Source organism: Campylobacter fetus subsp. fetus, assembly GCF_900475935.1.
Lineage (GTDB): Bacteria > Campylobacterota > Campylobacteria > Campylobacterales > Campylobacteraceae > Campylobacter > Campylobacter fetus.
This window is the reverse complement of the sequence record NZ_LS483431.1, coordinates 1,613,457-1,632,550: the sequence shown is the minus strand read 5'-3', so window position 1 is coordinate 1,632,550 and position 19,094 is coordinate 1,613,457. Positions and strand designations below refer to the sequence as shown.

The 19,094-nt window shown below is 32.9% G+C and carries 20 protein-coding genes; 6 read left to right on the top strand and 14 right to left on the bottom strand.

Translation table 11 applies throughout. The annotated features are described in order from the left end of the window. Positions 1 to 95 precede the first annotated feature (95 nt). Genes DQN38_RS08160 through DQN38_RS08140 form a run of 5 tightly spaced genes read left to right on the top strand, consistent with a single transcriptional unit; the run spans position 96 to position 5,953 of the window. Positions 96 to 572 (top strand): hypothetical protein, encoded by a 477-nt coding sequence (locus DQN38_RS08160; protein WP_002850744.1) that lies wholly within the window; start codon positions 96 to 98, stop codon positions 570 to 572. Beyond that, positions 569 to 1,417, top strand: a complete 849-nt coding sequence (nfo, locus tag DQN38_RS08155) for a deoxyribonuclease IV (protein ID WP_042960544.1) — start codon at positions 569 to 571, stop codon at positions 1,415 to 1,417. The genes DQN38_RS08160 and nfo overlap by 4 nt, the downstream gene beginning before the upstream one ends. Further along, positions 1,417 to 2,700 (top strand): OmpP1/FadL family transporter, encoded by a 1,284-nt coding sequence (locus tag DQN38_RS08150; protein ID WP_002850742.1) that lies wholly within the window; start codon positions 1,417 to 1,419, stop codon positions 2,698 to 2,700. The genes nfo and DQN38_RS08150 overlap by 1 nt, the downstream gene beginning before the upstream one ends. 2 nt (positions 2,701 to 2,702) lie before the next feature. Further along, a complete protein-coding gene (locus tag DQN38_RS08145; protein ID WP_024305177.1) occupies positions 2,703 to 4,247 on the top strand; it encodes a fatty acid--CoA ligase in 1,545 nt (514 codons plus the stop codon). Next, on the top strand, positions 4,244 to 5,953 hold the full coding sequence (locus DQN38_RS08140) for an ATP-binding protein (RefSeq protein WP_011732304.1): 1,710 nt from the start codon (positions 4,244 to 4,246) through the stop codon (positions 5,951 to 5,953). The genes DQN38_RS08145 and DQN38_RS08140 overlap by 4 nt, the downstream gene beginning before the upstream one ends. A 155-nt stretch (positions 5,954 to 6,108) precedes the next feature. Here the strand turns inward: DQN38_RS08140 and DQN38_RS08135 are convergent, their stop codons facing one another. From DQN38_RS08135 to DQN38_RS08095, 9 genes are all read right to left on the bottom strand, one after another. Beyond that, positions 6,109 to 7,416 carry a coproporphyrinogen III oxidase family protein gene (locus tag DQN38_RS08135; RefSeq protein WP_010401553.1) on the bottom strand — a complete coding sequence of 436 codons (1,308 nt, stop codon included), beginning with the start codon at positions 7,414 to 7,416 and terminating at the stop codon, positions 6,109 to 6,111. A gap of 87 nt (positions 7,417 to 7,503) precedes the next feature. Beyond that, positions 7,504 to 8,175, bottom strand: a complete 672-nt coding sequence (locus tag DQN38_RS08130) for a thioredoxin domain-containing protein (RefSeq protein ID WP_002850741.1) — start codon at positions 8,173 to 8,175, stop codon at positions 7,504 to 7,506. A gap of 9 nt (positions 8,176 to 8,184) precedes the next feature. After that, positions 8,185 to 8,682 carry a YajQ family cyclic di-GMP-binding protein gene (locus tag DQN38_RS08125; protein ID WP_038454250.1) on the bottom strand — a complete coding sequence of 166 codons (498 nt, stop codon included), beginning with the start codon at positions 8,680 to 8,682 and terminating at the stop codon, positions 8,185 to 8,187. 2 nt (positions 8,683 to 8,684) lie between these two features. After that, on the bottom strand, positions 8,685 to 9,617 hold the full coding sequence (locus DQN38_RS08120; RefSeq protein WP_002850739.1) for a D-2-hydroxyacid dehydrogenase: 933 nt from the start codon (positions 9,615 to 9,617) through the stop codon (positions 8,685 to 8,687). 112 nt (positions 9,618 to 9,729) lie between these two features. After that, a complete protein-coding gene (locus DQN38_RS08115) occupies positions 9,730 to 10,272 on the bottom strand; it encodes a UbiX family flavin prenyltransferase (RefSeq protein WP_002850738.1) in 543 nt (180 codons plus the stop codon). Continuing rightward, positions 10,272 to 11,450 (bottom strand): glutathionylspermidine synthase family protein, encoded by a 1,179-nt coding sequence (locus tag DQN38_RS08110; protein WP_024305178.1) that lies wholly within the window; start codon positions 11,448 to 11,450, stop codon positions 10,272 to 10,274. Before DQN38_RS08110 ends, DQN38_RS08115 begins: the two co-directional genes overlap by 1 nt. Positions 11,451 to 11,464: 14 nt before the next feature. Continuing rightward, on the bottom strand, positions 11,465 to 11,752 hold the full coding sequence (locus DQN38_RS08105) for a hypothetical protein (RefSeq protein WP_038454246.1): 288 nt from the start codon (positions 11,750 to 11,752) through the stop codon (positions 11,465 to 11,467). A gap of 62 nt (positions 11,753 to 11,814) precedes the next feature. Beyond that, positions 11,815 to 12,450 (bottom strand): UPF0323 family lipoprotein, encoded by a 636-nt coding sequence (locus DQN38_RS08100; RefSeq protein ID WP_065843678.1) that lies wholly within the window; start codon positions 12,448 to 12,450, stop codon positions 11,815 to 11,817. Next, complete coding sequence (locus DQN38_RS08095; RefSeq protein ID WP_011732303.1) at positions 12,447 to 13,061, bottom strand: hypothetical protein; 615 nt, start codon at positions 13,059 to 13,061, stop codon at positions 12,447 to 12,449. The genes DQN38_RS08100 and DQN38_RS08095 overlap by 4 nt, the downstream gene beginning before the upstream one ends. Positions 13,062 to 13,183: 122 nt before the next feature. Here DQN38_RS08095 and DQN38_RS08090 point away from each other — a divergent pair, with 122 nt between their 5' ends. Then, positions 13,184 to 14,449, top strand: a complete 1,266-nt coding sequence (locus tag DQN38_RS08090) for an arsenic transporter (RefSeq protein WP_065843677.1) — start codon at positions 13,184 to 13,186, stop codon at positions 14,447 to 14,449. On the opposite strand, the gene DQN38_RS08085 is transcribed toward DQN38_RS08090, so the two are convergent. The 5 genes from DQN38_RS08085 to DQN38_RS08065 are packed head-to-tail and all read right to left on the bottom strand — an operon-like array spanning position 14,442 to position 18,975. Then, complete coding sequence (locus tag DQN38_RS08085) at positions 14,442 to 15,101, bottom strand: ABC transporter ATP-binding protein (protein ID WP_011732302.1); 660 nt, start codon at positions 15,099 to 15,101, stop codon at positions 14,442 to 14,444. The two genes, DQN38_RS08090 and DQN38_RS08085, sit on opposite strands and share 8 nt — an antisense overlap. Further along, a complete protein-coding gene (locus DQN38_RS08080; protein ID WP_002850733.1) occupies positions 15,098 to 15,712 on the bottom strand; it encodes an ATP-binding cassette domain-containing protein in 615 nt (204 codons plus the stop codon). Before DQN38_RS08080 ends, DQN38_RS08085 begins: the two co-directional genes overlap by 4 nt. Next, a complete protein-coding gene (locus DQN38_RS08075; protein ID WP_065843676.1) occupies positions 15,705 to 16,487 on the bottom strand; it encodes an ABC transporter permease in 783 nt (260 codons plus the stop codon). Before DQN38_RS08075 ends, DQN38_RS08080 begins: the two co-directional genes overlap by 8 nt. Positions 16,488 to 16,489: 2 nt before the next feature. Then, the gene (locus DQN38_RS08070) at positions 16,490 to 17,440 is read right to left on the bottom strand and encodes an ABC transporter permease (RefSeq protein ID WP_065843675.1); all 951 of its coding nucleotides are present in this window, start codon (positions 17,438 to 17,440) and stop codon (positions 16,490 to 16,492) included. Next, positions 17,440 to 18,975, bottom strand: a complete 1,536-nt coding sequence (locus DQN38_RS08065; RefSeq protein WP_024305179.1) for an ABC transporter substrate-binding protein — start codon at positions 18,973 to 18,975, stop codon at positions 17,440 to 17,442. The genes DQN38_RS08070 and DQN38_RS08065 overlap by 1 nt, the downstream gene beginning before the upstream one ends. Positions 18,976 to 19,094 lie beyond the last annotated feature (119 nt).

Genomic DNA, 19,094 nt, shown 5'->3' with positions numbered 1-19,094 from the left:
GTTATTACTTAAATACCACTTAAAAGTATAACAAATTTAATAATTTATTATATAATAGTGTTTCGATTTTTAATCTAATTTTAAAAGGAAAAGTTTTGTTTAGAACTTATGGGTTGCTTTTGCTCGTTTTTTATATCTCTGTTTTGAGCGGATGTGCGACTCTTAGTAGTGAACGCTCAAAAAGCATAACTCTGCTTATAAAGTCGAAAAATCTCAAAATAAACGACGCTGGATTTATACATTTTTATAAAAATTATACGAATTTACAAATATACGCAAGCGGAAAAAGTATATTGGATCTTCGCATAAAAGATCAAATTTGCGTAAACGGTGCTTGCGACGATAAACTGGTTTTTAATCAGAAATTCTTTTTAAGCTCTCATTACGCCGGACTTTTAGAAGATATTTTAAATCAAAATCCGATCTATTTCGGAGCTGATTTAGTAACTACTATCTGTGGATTTGAGCAAATAATAAGTAAAATTTCAGTAGAATACAAAGTTTGTGACGGCAAAATGAGTTTTGTCGATCAAAAAAACGACATAAAAATTATCATGAAAGAGATTGATTGAAATACATAGGAGCGCACGTAAGTGCTAGTGGCGGAGTAAGCAATGCTCCATTAAATGCTAAAAGTATCGGAGCGGACGCATTTGCTTTATTTGTCAAAAATCAAAGACAATGGAGCGCAAAACCACTTACTAAATCAGAAATATCCTCTTTTAAAACGAATTTAAAAAATGCAAATATATCTTTAGAGCATATACTACCTCACAATAGCTATCTTATAAATTTAGGTCATCCAGATCCGCAGCAAAGGAAAAAAAGCATAGATGCGTTTTTAGATGAAATTTATAGATGCGATTTGCTTGATTTAAAGATGATAAATTTTCATCCAGGATCACATCTAAAAGAGATTGATGAAAACATCTGCCTTTCAAATATATCTAATTCGATAAATTATATACTAGAAAACTCAAGCGGCATTAAATTAGTTATAGAAAATACGGCCGGTCAAGGCAGCAATATGGGTTTTAAATTTGAGCATCTAGGCTACTTGGTAAAAAACAGTTGCGATAAAAATCGCATCGGAGTTTGTATTGATACTTGCCATTTATTTTGTAGCGGATATGATATCAGAAGCAAGAGCGCTTATGAAAAAACCATGGACGATTTTGGTAAAATAGTTGGATTTGAGTTTCTTAGCGGTATGCATTTAAATGATAGCAAATGCGATTTAGCAAGCCGCAAAGATCGTCATGAAAGCCTTGGAAAAGGCTGTATAGGCTGGAGTGGATTTGAAAATATTATGAATGACAAAAGGATAGATGAGATACCTCTTATTTTAGAAACGATAGATAATAGTATATGGGCTGACGAGATCATAGCTCTTAGAAATTTAATAAAAGGAAATTGATGATAAATTTAAAAAGAGCTTTGTTGCTTGCAAGCTGTGCAAGTTTAGCAAATGCTGCTGGCTATAAAATACCAGAACAAAGTAGCGACGCCGTAGCTTTAAGTGCGTCAAACATAGCTTATAGTTTTGGCCCTGACGCAGCTTATTACAATCCTGCAAATATGATGTATTTTGAAGATAGTAGACACTATTTTGAAAATTCATTTTCATATATACATCTTGGCTCAAGCACGTTTAATCCACAATTTCCAAATGCACACAATTACGCCGTCTCATCTAAAAATGCAGATTTTTTAATACCTACTTTTAACTTTATATCTCCAGAATACATACCAAATTGGCGTTTTGGATTAAGCTTTGCCGTTCCATCGGGACTTGATATGAGATGGGTGGATAAATATCCGGCTTCTACGGCTAGATTATTTTCTCTTAGAGTATTTGAGATAAATCCTAGCGTAGCTTATAGAGTGAATGACAAGATTAGTATAGGAGCCGGAGCAAGGGCTATTTACTCTTATGGCAAGGTAGATACAAATCCTTATGGAATGGTATCTAATTCGTTTTTGCTAGAAGCAAATAGACATATAGACGGCAATGATTTAAGCTTTGGATGGAACGTTGCTGCTACTTATAGACCATTTTCAAATTTAAGTTTTGCTGCTACTTATAGATCGAAAGTCAATCTGGATTTAAAAGGCGATGCGAATATAGTTTCGAAAACTACTCCTAATTTATCCGCTTTAGCCGGATTTAACGGATTTTATAACGGCTCTGTCGATGTGAAAATTCCTCTGCCTGCTGCCCTAAATTTGGCTATGGCTTACAAAGTCAAAGATGTAACTTTTCTGGCCGCCTTGGAGAGAAGTTTTTGGTCGGAGTTGGTAAGTTTTAATTTTAATTATGCAACTAGAGTTCCTTCTGAGGAAGTTTTTGATCATCCAGTAGAGAAAAAATGGAAAGATTCAAACACATATAGATTTGGTATAGTGTGGGATGTAAATGATAAATTAAGACTTATGAGCGGTTTTGCATATGATGAGAGTCCTAGCAATGTAAATTATATAGGTTTTGAATTACCTGATACTAGAGCATATATATATTCACTTGGTATTAATTATAAATTTAGAGACGATCTTGAGTTTGCAATCGGCTACTTGTATCAGCAAAGAAAAGATAGACATATAAATAAAGAAGATAACGTCGCTTCTTTTAATAATATAGTGGGAGAGATGGCAAACGGAGATGCGCAGATTCTAAATTTCGGTATAAAATATAGGTTTTAATCATGGAATACAAATTTAATAATTATTATGAGATGCTTATAAGCTCAGCGAACGAGCATCCAAAAAGTATAGCTATATTTGACGATAAAAAGAAGATTAGTTATGAAGAGTTGAGAAACAAAGTCGATATGTGTGCGGCTTTTTTGCAAAGTAACTCGATATCTTACTCAGATAAAGTCGCCATGATAGTTACAAATTCACCCGAATTTATAGTAGCATTTTTAGCAATAACATCTATAGGCGCAGTGGCTGTACCGATAAATACATTTTTAAAGAAAAATGAGTTTGAGTATATTTTAAATGATTGTGACGCAAAAATGCTTATCGTATCAAATTCGCATTTAGAAGAAATTTTAGGTTTAGAACGTAAAACAAATTTACGTAAGATAGCAGTTATCGGCGAATATGAAAAACCTAATGACAAATACACTTCATTTTATTTATATGAAGAGTTTTCGCCATGCAAAATTAATCAAAACGTGAGTATAGACGATATATCTAGTATTATATATACTTCAGGAACAACAGGTCATCCAAAAGGTGCGGTTATAAGCTACAAAAATGTTTTTTCAAATTTAGTTGGTATAAATAGAATTTTTACGATCACCAACAAAGATAGATTTATCGTGTATTTGCCGATGTTTCATAGTTTTACTCTTACTGTGATGGTACTTTTGCCACTATTTAGCGCAAGCGCTGCTGTGATAGTAAAGTCGGTATTTCCGTTTTCAAATGTACTAAAACAGACGCTGTTAAAACGTGTAAGCGTATTTTTAGGAGTGCCTGCTATATACGCGGCTATGGCAAAAGCTAAAATTCCTTGGTATTTTAAGTGGTTTAACTCTATTAGATATTTTGTGTGCGGCTCAGCACCTCTTGCAAAACAGACTATTGATGATTTTGCAAAAATTTTTCCGCGCGCTCAGCTTTTAGAAGGTTATGGGCTTAGCGAGTGCAGTCCTTTAGTGAGCGTAAATCGTCCTGAACATAAAAAAATTTCAAGCGTCGGACTTCCTCTTGCGGAGTACAACGTAAAAATCGTAGATGATGAAATGATGGAAAAAAATATCGGCGAAGTTGGCGAGATAATCGTAAAAGGTGATAACGTTATGCAAGGATATCTAAATAATCCAGGCGCTACAGATGATACCATAATAAACGGCTGGTTAAGAACCGGAGATCTTGGAAAAATCGATGAAGATGGATTTTTATATATAGTCGATAGGTTAAAAGATCTTATCATATCAAAAGGACAAAATATCTATCCAAGAGAGATAGAAGAGATAATTTATAGATTAGAAGAGATAGAAGCTTGCGCCGTTATAGGTATAAAAGATGAGAGCGAAGATGAAGATGTAGTAGCTTTTGTGCAGTTAAAAGATGGTATAAATATAGAAGCCATAAAGATAAAAGAGTTTTTAAAGAAACATTTAGCAAATTTTAAAATACCAAAACATATATATTTTGCAGATGAACTTCCAAAGAACGCTGCCGGAAAAGTACTTAAGCGCGTCTTAAAAGATAAAGTAAAGGATAAATTAGGTTGAAGTATTTAAAAGATTTTTTAAACGATAATCGAAGCTCAGAGATATTTCAAATTCTAGAATGCGATAAGGACGAGCTAGAAATTTTGAAATACATGACGAGAAGTTTTATACAAGGCGTTAGCCAGATGAGTGTTTTTGATCTGTTAAATACGGTTTTTACAGATAAGGATTTTGGATATTTGGATTATATTTCAAATTTAAAAAATCTAATTGATTTGGGATATATCTCACAAAACTTTTCATTTTTTAAAGAAAATGCAAAACAAAAATCAAGCAGACTTAGTATGTTATACACCGAAGTTGAGTTAAGCGAGCTATTTTTAGTATTGCTTGAAGATGGTAAAGCTACTAGTCAAGTGCCGCCAAATGAGCCTTATAACGATCATTTGGAATATTTGAAGGATCAGTTTTTAAGAATTGAACTATACCAAAAAAAGGTTAGCAATCATAGTCAAAACTCAAAAGCAAAGCTTGATAAAAAGATAGCCATCACCGAAAATCTCATAGAGCATCGCCTTAAAATAAGCAAAATTCCATTAGCCTGTGAGCAAATATTTAAAGAAAACAGCTTAAATTCAAAAGAGCAGGTCATCTTTCTAGCGCTTTTAAAAGAGGAATATAGCGGAGAATTTGAGGCTTTGCGCGATTTAAATACTCTTATAAGTTTAGTTAGCAAAGACGATATGGAGCGAATGAAAAGCAGAAGCTTGCTTGAAGATGGATCAAATTTGCTTGAAAGTGGACTTATAGATTATGATGAGGTATTAAATGCGTTTGGCAGCGTAAGCAGGAGTTTTTTTATTACTGAAGAGATTTTGCAGCTTATAATGCACCCTCAAAATTCCAAAAAAACAAAAAAATTAAAACTAGAGACTCTGGTTAAAGAGAGTGACATATTTGAACTTATAGAGCCAAATAGCGACTTGAACGACGTTGTTTTAAATGAGCAAACTAAAGAGCTTTTGGATGATATATTAAAACAAGTAGATAAAAAAGTACTAACTAGACTAAATACCTGGGGCATCAAATCAAGAAAAAGCGCTCAAGTGAAAGTGATTTTTTACGGAAGTCCGGGCACCGGAAAGACGATGAGTGCGTTAAGTCTTGCTAAAAGCCTTAAAAAACAAATTCTAAGCTTTGATTGTTCTAAGATTTTGAGTAAATACGTCGGCGAGAGTGAGCAAAACGTACGAAAGATATTTGATACGTATAAGGAAATTTGCTCAAAGACTAAAACAGAACCTGTTTTGTTGCTAAATGAAGCCGATCAGTTTCTTTCTACTCGTATAGAAACTAGCTCTGGAAGCGATAAGATGCACAATCAAATGCAAAATATATTTCTAGAGCAGATTGAAAAATTTGAAGGCGTTCTTATAGCTACTACAAATTTTATGCAGAGTCTGGATCACGCTTTTTCAAGGAGATTTGATTATAAAATTGAGTTTAAAAAGCCTGATTTTAAAGCTAGACTCGAAATTTGGAAAAGAGTGCTTCCGCAAAATGGTAGTTTTGAAAGCGGATTTAGCATAGAAAAGCTTGCTAAACATGCACTTAGCGGCGCCCAGATAATGCTTGTGCTTAAAAACGCCGCACTTAAAACAGCTATCAGCGAAGATGGAATTTTTACTATGAAGATATTTGAAAATGAGATAAAACGAGAGATTAGTTCCGCGTTTGATGAGGATAAAAGAGTAGGGCTTTTATAAATTTATTATATTGTATTGCGGACAAAATAAGTAATATAAATTTAATTAATACTATATTTTGTCCATCTGAATTTAACTACTTTTGCGTATGTGTTTAAATTTGGAAAAAATAGCTTTTAAAAGATTTTTCAAATTTTAATTGCTCTACTTTAAATTTATAATTTATCCATAATTCTTAAACGTTTTTTATATTTTATCTTAGCATCGTCTCTAAAAGTAGCTCTTACTTTGTCCATACCGATGTAAAACTCTTTCATCAGCACTACGCATAAATATCTTCCGAAATCAGTTAAAATTATCTCTTTGTCTATTATTTTGATGGCATTTGTAGTTTTTAAAAGTGTTATTTCTAAGTATAAATCAAGTTTTAAATTTACTTCGTTTTCGCGGTTAAATTTATCAATATTTATCTTTCCATCAAATAACTGCGTTAAAAAGAGATATCTTATTTTATCTCTTTTTTTAAATTTACATTTTGCTATAATAGCACTTCTGTAGGCATTTACGCGTTCGCTATACTCATCAAGATTAAAAGCATTTATAAGAAGTTCGCCGTTTAAAAAACTAAAAGCACCGCTTCCTACTCCTACGTACTGGTTGCCCGTACCGACATATTCATCTTTTAAATTCGAGCTTTGTTTAGAAAACGACCAAGCATTATTTTGATAGTAATTTTTAAATTTAGAACATATTATCTCGTAAAATTCACGTTCATTATCTTTGCTGCTGTGACCTAAACTAGCTGCGATCTTATCTTTTGTTATATTTGATTTCATAAGCGGATAAAATGTAACTTGCTCGCTATCTATGGCGGTTGCTGTTTGTATATCATAAAGTAGTTCGTCTTTAGTTTGAAACGGAAAGTTAAATATCAGATCTATGCTTGTAATAGGAAGTATGCCGACTGCTTTTGATAATTTTTCTATAAGTAAATCTTTTGAGCCGAATTTAGAATATCTGGCTACTTTTTTTAGTATTTCATCGTTAAAACTTTGTACTCCTATACTAAGCCTATCAATAAGTCCCGAAAAGCATTTTAGATTGTTAGGTTCTATATGGTTTGGATCTGTTTCGCAAGAAATTTCGTTTATATTAAATAGTTTTTTTGCGTGTTCAAGCGTTTTTAAGAGCTCATTTTCATTTATAAGAGTCGTTCCGCCACCAACATACATAGAATGAAAGTCAAATCCTGCTTCTTTGATCTGTTCCATTTCAAGTCTCAAGCTGTAAAAATATTTTTTAGCCGCACTCTCATCATAATCATATTTATGAAACGAGCAAAACGGACAAAATGTATGGCAAAAAGGCACATGTGCGTAGAGCATATATGTTTTGTTTGTGTCTGCTATTTTTGGCAGATTATTTTGTAATATATCAATATTTAGCCCATTATACAGCGATCTTTGCATTTTAAAATCCGCGTACTTTATAGCAAGATTCTGGGCTATGTTTGAAAAAGTCATAATATTATAATCCTTGCTAATAAAAATTAGCGTAGATTATAACATAATAAATATAAAATTAATATTTAAATTTAAGTAAAATTCCAGTTAATCCAGTTTAACTATCTCGCTAATCACTTCTACTAGCTCTTCTGCGCTGCCTATCTTTTCTAAATTTATCAGATATTTTCCTTTGATGATAAAAGCTGGAGTTCCATTTAATTTTGCTACTTCAAATCCATCGTCAAATCTTTGTATCTGTTTTTTGCCGGCGTCGCTTTTGGCATAATCTATGATATCTTGCACGCTTACATCTTTATTTAGTTGATTTTTTAATACGTCTATGGCAACTTGATAAAATGCATTTGCATCGTTATATCTTTTTCTTTGTTTGAAATTTGCTTCAAAATACGCTTTTAAAATTTGATGGAACGATGATTTAACGCTTAAAGAGTTTATACCGCTTTTTCCGTCTAGCATTTTTGCATATGCTAATACTTCAGCCATTTGGTAACCGTACTCGCCCATCTGTTTTACTTGCCACTCTTCGTATTTAAACTCCGGAAAAAACTCGGAAACAAATTTTAAAGTTCCATTTTTAAAGTGGTTATAGCAGTGGATACAGCCGTAACTTAATAATTCTATTATTTTATCGTCTGCGTTTGGAATTTGTTGAGCTTTGGTTAGTTTTATATATTCGGTTCCTTCTGTAGCCGCACTTAAAAAAGTAGATATCGCCAATGCTCCAATTAGTACTGTTTTTTTAAATTCGAAACCCATTTTTATCCTTTATTTTAAATTTTTAAAACTTAGCGGAAGCTCTAAATTTAAATCTTTTACAAGCTTTATAACATTTTGAAGCTCATCGATAGATTTGCTAGTAACTCTTACTTCTTCACCTCTTATACTTGCATTTACCTTGAGTTTTTCATCTTTTATAGCTTTTGTGATTTTTTTTGCATTTAAGCTATCTAAAGTATCGTTTAGTTTTAAACTGCATTTGGTATTTGCACCGCCTGCGCTCTCTCTTTTTAACTCGGTTATAGCAACAGGAGGAATCTCTCTTTTTATTAGTTTGCTCAAAACTATATCTTTTAAAGCATCTATTTTGCTATCGCTTGAGCTAATAAGAGTTATAGTTTTTTCTTTTTCGTTTAGCTCTATTTGGGCTTTTAAGCCTTTAAAGTCAAAACGGCTTGAAACTTCTTTTTTCGCTGTTTCAAGAGCATTTTTGACCTCCATAATATCTACGCTTGCGCTTATATCAAAGCTATGTTCATCAGCCATTTTTATCCTTTTATAAAATCTCTAATATTTTTTGCTACTAGCTCCACAAGGCATTTTCTAGCTTCTACGCTTGCCCATGCAATGTGCGGAGTGATGAGGAGTCTATTTTTGTTTTTTACGTTTAAAAACGGATGATCTTCTCTCATAGGCTCAGTTTCTAAAACATCGGTTGCAAAGTAGATATTTTTTTCATCAACTAATTTTGCAACGGCGTTTTCATCGACTATTCCGCCTCTACCCGAATTTACGATTATAGCACCGTCTTTTAAATTTGAAAGCACTTTTTCATCAAATAGGTTTTTTGTATTTGCATTTAGAGGTGCGTGTATGCTGATGATATCTGATTTTAGTAACTCATCAAAACTAACTTTTTGAAACTCATTACTACTGTTTTTACCGCTTGTTGAGTAGTAAGAAACTATGCAGCCAAAAGACTTTGCTACTCTTGCTACTTTAGTTCCGATGGTTCCTAATCCAACAACTGTGAATTTTTTTCCGCTTAACTCATAAATAGGATCATTTAAATGCACGAAAATAGGGCTTTTAGCCCAGCCGACTCTATCTTTGCAGTAGCTGTCGTAATACTTTGTTTGATTAGTTATTGATAAAAGATTTGCAAAAGTCTGCTGTACAACGCTATTTGTAGAGTAGCCAGCAACATTTTTAACGGCTATTCCTGCTTTAGCCGCAGCGTCAAGATCTACATTATTTACTCCGGTTGCAGTTACGCAGATGAGTTTTAAATTTAAAGAATTTATAACTTCTTGCGTGATTAAAACTTTATTTGTAAGTACTATATCGGCATCTTTTAATCTGTTTATGGTCTCATTTGGTGCAGTTTTAGGATAGCTGATAAACTCCCCAAACTCACTAAATACGGATTTTAAATCAATATCGTTTCCAAGCGTGTCGGCATCTAAGCATACTATTTTCATATTTTATCCTTTTTTTGTTTCTATCACAATTATATCAAAAAACTCTTATAACTATAATTGTTTATAAAAATTTTATCCATAATATGAAATTATAGTAACATTTTGATACGGATCACTTCCAGCGACTGAAAATATCGTGTTTTATTTCAAGAGTATCTAGCCACTTTCCTATCACGAAGTTTTCCATATCTTTAAGACTTTTTATCTCGGAATAATACCCTATAATAGGCGGCGCTATGATAACTCCAAGTGTTGCTAAATCCGCCATTTGTCTAAGACTGATAGCAGATAAAGGCATTTCTCTTACGCCTAAAATAAGTTTTTTATGCTCTTTTATCATAACTGCAGCCGCTCTTAAAATCAGATTATCACTGATGCTAGAAGCTATTTTGGCTAAAGAGTTTATGGAGCAAGGTGCGATTATCATATTTTCAAATTTAGACGAACCACTAGCCGGAGCAGCCCAAATTTCATTATTTGAATAAATTCGTATATTTTTATCGACTTTTTCGTTAAATCCCTCTTTTTGCATAGAGATCAACGCATTTTCGCTGATAATCATATGCGTATCATTTTCCAAACTAGCAATAGCATTTGCTAGTTTGATTCCTAGATGAGCACCGCTAGCACCGCTTATAGCTACTAAAGTTTTCACTATTTTATCACGTGTCCTACAAATTTAGAGTAGTTATCAAGCACTAATCCGCCTTTTCTAAATCCAAGTGCCGAACCTTCAAATGCAAAAAATAGTCCGGCTTGATAGCTATTTTCTTTACTATCTTTATTAAAATCTGCAAATTCTTGATATAAAAACTTTCCGTTTGCATATTCTCCGTCTGTTTCAAGCTCAGTTTCGCCGTTTTCATTTATAATGCTTATATTTGCTCCTTCTCTGGCTAAAAACGGTTTTTTGACCTGTTTTTTGCCTTTTAACGGTTCAAAACTACTTTCTAATAAAAGCGGGTGATTTGGGTATAGATCCCAAAGTATTTTCATGATGCCTTTGCTTTGAAATAAAAGCGTATAGGCTGGATTTAGGATAATTGCTTTTTGATTTTCGATAATATTTTTTAAGATAAGTGCTAACTCACCTTCTTCTACCGCGATATTTTCCCATGGGATTAGTTTGAACCAATATTCGTAATTTTCCCCATTGTAAGAAATTCCGTTTTCATCACTGAAATCTACTTGATTAGCAAAGGCAAATTCGGTTTTAAATCCTGCGTCTATAGCCGCGCTTTGTAAAAGTCTTGTTGTATTTTCATCTTCTATGTTGTTTGCTATTGAACTAAATAATATCCCCCATCCTTCATAATACTCGTCAAATTTACTAGTATCTTCTTCAAGAGTTATTAGCCTGCGAAAATTCTCTACTAAGCTATCGTATAGATCATTAAACTGCGCCTCTTCATCCATACCGTTAAACTTAAGCATAGCCCACTGGACTATAGCTGTTTCAAACAGGCTAGTTGGCGTATCTGCGTTAAACTCAATGAGTTTTATCTGTTTGCCGTCAAGTCCTCCGGCAAGATCAAATCTTCCATAAAGATGCCAATGCACATCATTTTCCCAACTATGTTTTATCGTATCGATAAGATTAAAAGGAATTCCTAGCTCGTGAAAAAGATTGTTATCGATAACATATTGAGCTGCTGTTACATACATATCATATAACTCATTTGCAGCTTTATAGTATGCTTCGCACTCATCTTGACTCACGACTACCAACTCATCTGCTACGTATGGAGTGTTGTCTGGATCTGTATGCCAGCTAAAGCCGATACTTTCTAAATACTCATTATCTAATGCTTTTATACTTTTTAAATTCATAATATCCCTTAATTATTTTATAAACTATTACTGATTTTTGCAGCTTTGCTAAGGAGTTTATCGCGCTCTTTCTCGTCAACATTTCCATACATAAGTTGAGTCATAATCTGCATAAAATCAAAAACCTTAAACATCTCTTCATCGTTTTTTGCTATACTTTTTAGCTCATTCATCTTGTTTTCAAGTTCATCAAGTTTCGCAGAACTTTCATCTAAGAGTTTAGAAAAGCTATTATCTTTGTTAAATTTATTAGTTATGTTTATATAGCTATTAAAAATAGATTTCAACTCATTTACGGCTTGCATATTTTCTCCTTTAAATTTTGAGAATATCAAGCAAATTCTAAGCCAAATTTAAATCACAAATATCAGCCGCCGCTCGTTGTAGAAGTTGAACTGCTAGTTGCTGCTTTATTTCCTCCGAAAAATCCACTTTTACCGGCGTTTGCTTTGGAGCTAGCTGCTGCAGTGCCGGCTTTATTGAAGCTGTTTACGCTTCTGTTATAAGCTGATGGATTTTTATACGCGCCTTGACGCTGATTTTGATAGCCAGGTGAGTTAAATAGCTTACTTCCTATCCAGCTTCCTATGATTGCGCCAGCCGCACTAGCTAAAATAGTTTCTCCAAGGCTCATACCGCCTCCGCTTACACTAGCGTTTTGATTTGTTAGTCCGCTAGTTCCGGCATCTATTTTGGCATTTTCTTCTTGCATAAGCTTATCGAGTTCGTTTTGGCTTAAAAGTCTTTCGCTTATAGCTCCGTCGGCACCCGGCTCTCTTAAAAATACTCTTGTTTCATTGCTTGGGAATTCGTCTGCTATTTTATAGCTTCCATCGCTATTTTTTTCGATAAATACTGTTGCGCCTTGTTTTTGGCTAGCTTCTTGCACTGCCGAACCTCCACTGTTTTGTTCGGTATTTCCGCATGCCGCTAAACCAAATATAAGTATAGCTCCAACGCCGCTGATTTTGCTTATCTCTTTTAATGTTTTTATATGTTTCACATTTTCTCCTTTACTTTTTCATAACTAAGTCCGGCTTTTATATATATAACTCCATTTTCTAGCTTTGAAAGTTTGCCTTTTTTCACACATTTTAGCAGATAATTTTGAAGTTTTTTTAACTTTTTAGGTTTTATTTTTAAATTTAATAAAAAATCACTCAAAGTTATCCAATTTTTATCTTTTATCTCTTCGTATTCTACATCTATTGCTAATGGTTTTTGCGTTTGCGAAGGTAAATTTAATGAGTTTTCTAACATTTGCAAAAATCTTTTTAGTCTTTCGTCGCTGTTTTTATAGATCTCTTTTATCTCTTCATTTTTGGCTAGTAAAAGCTGCTCTTTTTCTTTAAAAATTCTATCTTTATCCGCAGATAACCGCTTATTTATCTCTTTGAGGTTTTCGATTTGAGAGAGTAAAAAATTTGTGAATTCATCTTGATTTTTCGTTTTTATAGTTTTGTTAGAAGGTTTCTTTACTGTTTTATCATCTAAAATAACATATTTAACTCCGTTAATCTCTTCGCTTTTTAAAGAGTTTCTACGAATTCTATTATAAACGGCCTCTTTTGTGATACCCAAAATTTCAGCTGCTTCTTTAATAGAAACCTTCATTTTTCGCCTTCGGAGTTATTTTAGTTAAATATTATAATTAAATTTATCTAAAATCTTAGTTAAACTTAGTCTTGGCTATTTTTTGCTAGCATAGCTATTTTAAAATTTTTAAAGGCAGATAAATGCTTATAGCCGCTTTTATATTTTTAATCACTATGGTTTTAGTTATATGGCAGCCAAAAGGTTTTGGAATCGGCACTTCAGCCGTTTTAGGAGCTGCTATGGCTTATATGTTTAATGTGGTTAGTGTTGATGATATTTTAGAAGTCGTAAGTATAGTTTGGGACGCGACTTTAACGTTTATCGGAATAATTTTATTTTCAATGGTTCTTGATAAGATAGGTTTTTTTGAGTGGAGTGCTCTTTTTGTTGCAAAACTTGCTAAAAATAGTGCGAAAAAGATGTTTATTTACTTGATTTTGCTCGGAGCTTTTGTTTCGGCTCTATTTGCAAATGACGCTGCTGCGCTTATTTTAACACCTATAATACTTGCCAAAATGAAAATTTTAAAACTAAATTTAAAAACCATAACCGCGTTTTTGTTATCAGGTGGATTTATCAGCGACGCAGCTTCTCTTCCTTTTGTCTTTTCAAATTTAACAAATATAATTACGGCAAACTACTATAAAATCAGCTTTTCAACATATATGTATGATATGAGTTTTGCATTTGTTGCTAGTGTTATAACTTCTACTTTGTTTTTATGGCTGATTTTTAGGCGAGATATACCGAAAAGCGTAAACGCAAGCCTATTAAAAGAACCAAAAACAGCTATAAAAAGCGTTAAACTTTTTAAGTTTAGCTGGATATTTTTAATTATGCTTTTATGTGGTTATTTTTTAGGAGATTTTTTAGGACTTCCGGTGAGTTTGTTTGCTCTTGGAGGAGCTATTATATTTTTATGCGTAGCGGCAAAATCAAAAGTGGTAAGTGCAAAAGATCTACTAAAAACTGCTCCTTGGCAGATAGTGTGGTTTAGTATAGGTTTGTATGTTGTTGTTTTTGGACTTAAAAATGCAGGATTGTTGGAATTTGTTAGGGATATTTTAGTTTATTTTAGCTCATTTGGGGAATTTTCTTTTGTGATGGCTAGTGGATTTCTTTCGGCTATTTTAAGCGCTGTTATGAATAATTTACCGGCTATCATGATAATGGATATTTCTCTTGATGGCATATCGAGTAAGGCTGCGATTTATGCAAATATAATAGGCTCGAATGTAGGAGTAAAACTAACTCCGTTTGGCTCTTTGGCTACATTGCTTTGGCTTTTTATACTGCAAAAAAACGGTATTCGTATAAGTATAAAAAGCTTTTTTAAATTTAGTTTTATGATAACTCCTCCAGTGCTTTTTGTTGTTTTAATTAGCATATATATCTGGGTTAGCTAGTTTTATCGAAAATCAATCTGCCGCACTCAAGCATAAGTATTCTATCAAAATACTCTTTTGCTATAAATTTATCATGCGTTATAAATATCATTGCGGTTTTATGAAGAGTTTTATAGTGCATAAGAGTATGCATTATCTCGCTTTTTAGTCTCTTATCGAGCGCGCTTGTGACTTCATCTAAGATCAGAATTTTTGGTTTTATCAGCATAGCTCTAGCGATACCAAGCCTTTGTCTCTCACCTCCGCTAAGCTCTTTTGGAAATCTATCTAAAATAGAATAAGGCAGCTTTGCGTCACTTAAAATATGCTCAAATTCATCTTTTTTATCTATCTTAAAACGTTTTAAAACGCTTATTAATAGATCTTTTACGCGCTTTGATGGATTTAGTGCGGTTAGCTGATCTTGAAATACGTATTGAATATTTTGTCTGAACTCTGCATTTTTTAAATTTAATATATCCTTTCTGTTATAAATTATGCTTCCTCTGTTGATACTCTCTAGCCTAGCTATGCATTTTGCAAGTGTACTTTTTCCGCTTCCGCTAGCCCCCATAAGAGCTACGCTTTCTCCGCTTTTTAGATAAAAGCTGATATCTTTTAAAACTTCAGTTTTACCATATGATTTTTTTAAATTTATAATTTCTAAGCTCATGAAAAATATCCTATTTTATCTCCGAAATACGTCATACGTCCGTCTTCTAAAACCAGTACTTCATCGCATAGTGTAAATGCTAAATTTTCATCGTGAGTTATGACTACTTTTTGTATATTTAGTCTTAAAAGTATTTCTATAACTCTGTTTGTATTTGTTTCATCAAGCGAGCTGGTAACTTCATCAAGTAGAAGTATTTTGGCATCTAATGCTAAATTTAGAGCGATTTGAACTCTACTAGCGATCCCTCGGCTAAGTTCGTACGGATACATTTCCCACGCTTGTTTTGGTATGTGTAATTCATCAAAAATTTGATTAGCCGAGCTTGCATTATTTTTTAAAACCGTTTTAAACGTATCTTTTATCTTGAGATATGGATAAAAGCAGCTTATACAGTCTTGAAATATATAAGCAGGTTTTTCATCTGTTTGCAGTTTAGCATAATCGGCTTTTACGTTATTTGGCAAAATAGAGCAGATGGCTTTACAAAGCGTACTTTTTCCGCTTCCGCTGCTACCTAAGATTGCTAAATTTGAGTTTGAGATAAAACTGATATTGTGTAAAATTTGAGTATTCTTAGCTTTTATGTTTAAATTTAAAACCTCAATCATATTTTTGCACTCTTTCTCCAACTAGCATCAGCGATAAAATAGTAACGAAAATAGCCAATCCTGGTGTCAAAACAAGCCACCAAGCACCTGTAAATATCGCTTTTGCGGCTTCATTTAGCATATTTCCAAGACTAGCTTCGCCAACCATAAGCCCAAGCCCAAAAAAACTAAGTAGCGCTTCTGTGCTTATGGCATGAGCGCAGATATTTATAAATATCACAAATACGCTATTTTTAGCCACCGGTAAAATTTCATAAAACATAATCTCAAATCGCTCGGCACCAAGAACTTTTGCGTTTAGTATAAACTCGTTTTTGCTTATGCTTAAAAACTCATCATGTATCACTTTTGCACCGCTTCCAAAGGAAAATATCGCCAAAAGTAAACTTATAGTAAAAATATTAAATCCTTTATCGCTAAATGCACTAAATAGCAGTATAAATAGTAAATTAGGCAGAGATAAAAACGCATCTAAAAAACGCATTAAAAAAGTTTTTACGATTTTTGGCGAATTAAGTGCCAAAAAAGCAAAACCAAAAGCAAAAATTATGGCAAAAACTCCGCTTAAAAGTCCTATAAAAATTGAATTTCTAAATGCAAATAAAATCCTAGAAAGCTCATCTCTTCCTAAAAAATCCGTACCTAAAATATTTTTTAAATTTGGAGCTAATTTTATAGCGTTTAAATTTACTTCATTTGGATCAAACGGTGCAAACATCGGTAAAATTATTATCAATCCAAAAAAAATAGTCGTATAAATAGTAATTTTTTTCATTGCTAAAATCTCGGATTTAAGATTTTGGCTGATATTTCGACTATTAAATTTATAAAAACTACAAAGATAGTGCTTAAAAGTATGATGATGAGTGCTAATGGATAATCTTTGTCTAAAAGTGCGTTTATGGTCGTATTCCCAAGTCCTCCGATGGAAAAAACGGTTTCTACGACATAAGTTCCACTTAAAATCACCGCGGAGTTTGCGCCGAAATAACTTATAACAGGCAATAATGAGTATCTTAAAACAAGTTTTAGATAAATATCTTTTTTATCGACTCCCCAAGATCTATAGCTAGTAACAAAAGGTTCTTTCAAGGCTTCTAAAACAGTAGTTCTAACTAGTCTGATATATATGGCAAGATGAGATAAACTAAGAACTAAAATCGGAAGTATCATATGATGTGCTAAATCTATAAAATTCCCCTGGGTTCCTATATCATATGCTCCTGAACTAGGAAAAATTCCTAAAATAACACTAAAAAACATTATAAAAATAAGACTCAGCCAAAAACTAGGAACGCTAAAAAACGATAAAGTTATTATCATAACTATTTTATCAAATAAAGAACCTTGAAAAATAGCGCTAAGACCTCCTAAAATTACGGCTAAAAGAAAGCTAAGAAAAAAACTTATTGTGCCAAGAATGAGAGTATAAGGAAGCCTGTCTTTTATGATATCTATAACTTTTTCTCCGCTTACAAAGCTAAATCCAAAGTCGCCTCTTATAAAATTTAAAAACCATTCAAAATATCGCACCATTAGAGGTCTATCAAGTCCTAAATTAGCTAAGATTCTCTCTTTTAAAGCTGGATTTAAGGCTTGAATGTTGTCTCCATAAAGTCCTGATACGATATTTCCACTAGAAAACTCTATCATTATAAATATAAATAAGCTAAAAATACAAATGAGAAAAATAGTCTGGACTGCTCTTTTAGCAGCAAATATCCACACTAATTTTTACTCCACTCTTCTATATTATGAGTAAATCTGGCTCCATGATGACCAAGAATAGTAGGCTTAATACCGCTTATTTTGTCGCTGTACGCTAATGGATATTGCAAATAAACTAAAAATGCAAACGGCGGATCTTCATGTAAGGCGTTTATAAATTTAGAATACCATAGTTTTCTCTCTTCTGTCTTATCTGTCGTTCTAGCTTTTAAAAGTGTTTCATCAACCGTTTTATCGCTATAATGATTGTAATTCCAACCGTTTTCATTTTTGGCGGCGTCCATTTTAGAGCTAAATACTCTATAAGTTTGCACATCAGGATCAAGCGGACTTCCCCAGCCGATAATGAAACTATCTACTTTATCTATCTCAAATGCTCCGTGATTTTTAGCTATAGCTCGAGCTTTTATGCCGATTTTAGATAATTCGCTTTGGATGATGTTGGCAAGTGTTACTCTGAACGGATCGCCATTAAATGCATAGATATCAAACTCAAGTCGTTTCCCGTTTTTTTGTAAAACCTTGTTTTTTAGCTCCCAGCCATCATTTGCTAAGATCTCTTTAGCTTTTTCTATGTTGTATTCATATATTTTTGCGTTTTTATCGTTTGCCCAGCTTTTTTGTATAGGATTATTAGCGCTAAATCCATATCCATGAAGTATTTTCGTAGCGATCAATTCCCTGTCTATAGCATAATTGATAGCTTGTCTTACGGCCAAAGATTTTAGTATTTCATTATCAAAATTAAACATCAAAGCCCTATAATCAGCACTATCTAGTTTCATGATTTTGATATTTTTATCATTTTGCAACTCTTTTACTAAATTTGATTCTATAAGAGCCACGTCAAGATCGCCTCTTTTTATCTCATATGTTCTTATATTGTAATCAGGCACGATTTTAAGAATTACTTTATCTGCTTTTGGTTTACCTCGGTAAAAGTCTTTGTTGGCTTCAAAACTTATATAGCTGCCTTTTTGCCATTTTTTAAATTTAAATGGACCGGTGCCGATCGGATTTTGATTAAATTTATCACTATTTATATCTTTGCCATCTAAAATATGTTTTGGTAAAACTCCTATGCTAAGCGCATCAAGAAGTGGTGGAAACGGTGATTTTAACATGATTTTTAACTCATATTTATTTATGACTTCTACACTTTGAACCTCTTCAAAACTCGCTTTAGCAGGAGCATTTAGTTTATCATTTAGTGCTTGTTCTATAGTAAATTTAACATCTTCGGCGCTAAATTTTTCTCCATCGTGCCAAAGTGCATCATCTCTTAAGTAAAACGTCCAGACAAGACCGTCTTCGCTTACTTTCCAGCTTTTTGCCAAGTCTGGTTCGATTTTCATATCCGGAGTAAATTTGGTAAGTCCGCTAAATACAAAATCAAGAGCGGTATCGTGATCTTCATCAAATAGCGGATTTATGCGCGATGTTTCGTTTTCTATACCGATTACTATCGTATCTTTTGGTGTTGCGGCAAAAATATTAATAGCTAATAAACTTGCTAAAATGAGATTTCTAATCATAATGTTTCCTTGTGTTGATTGGTAATATTGATTGTATTTTAATATTATCTTACTTAAATATATATTAGATAATTTTATTTAATATATAAATTTAGAAGAATTTTTAAATTTGATTGTAT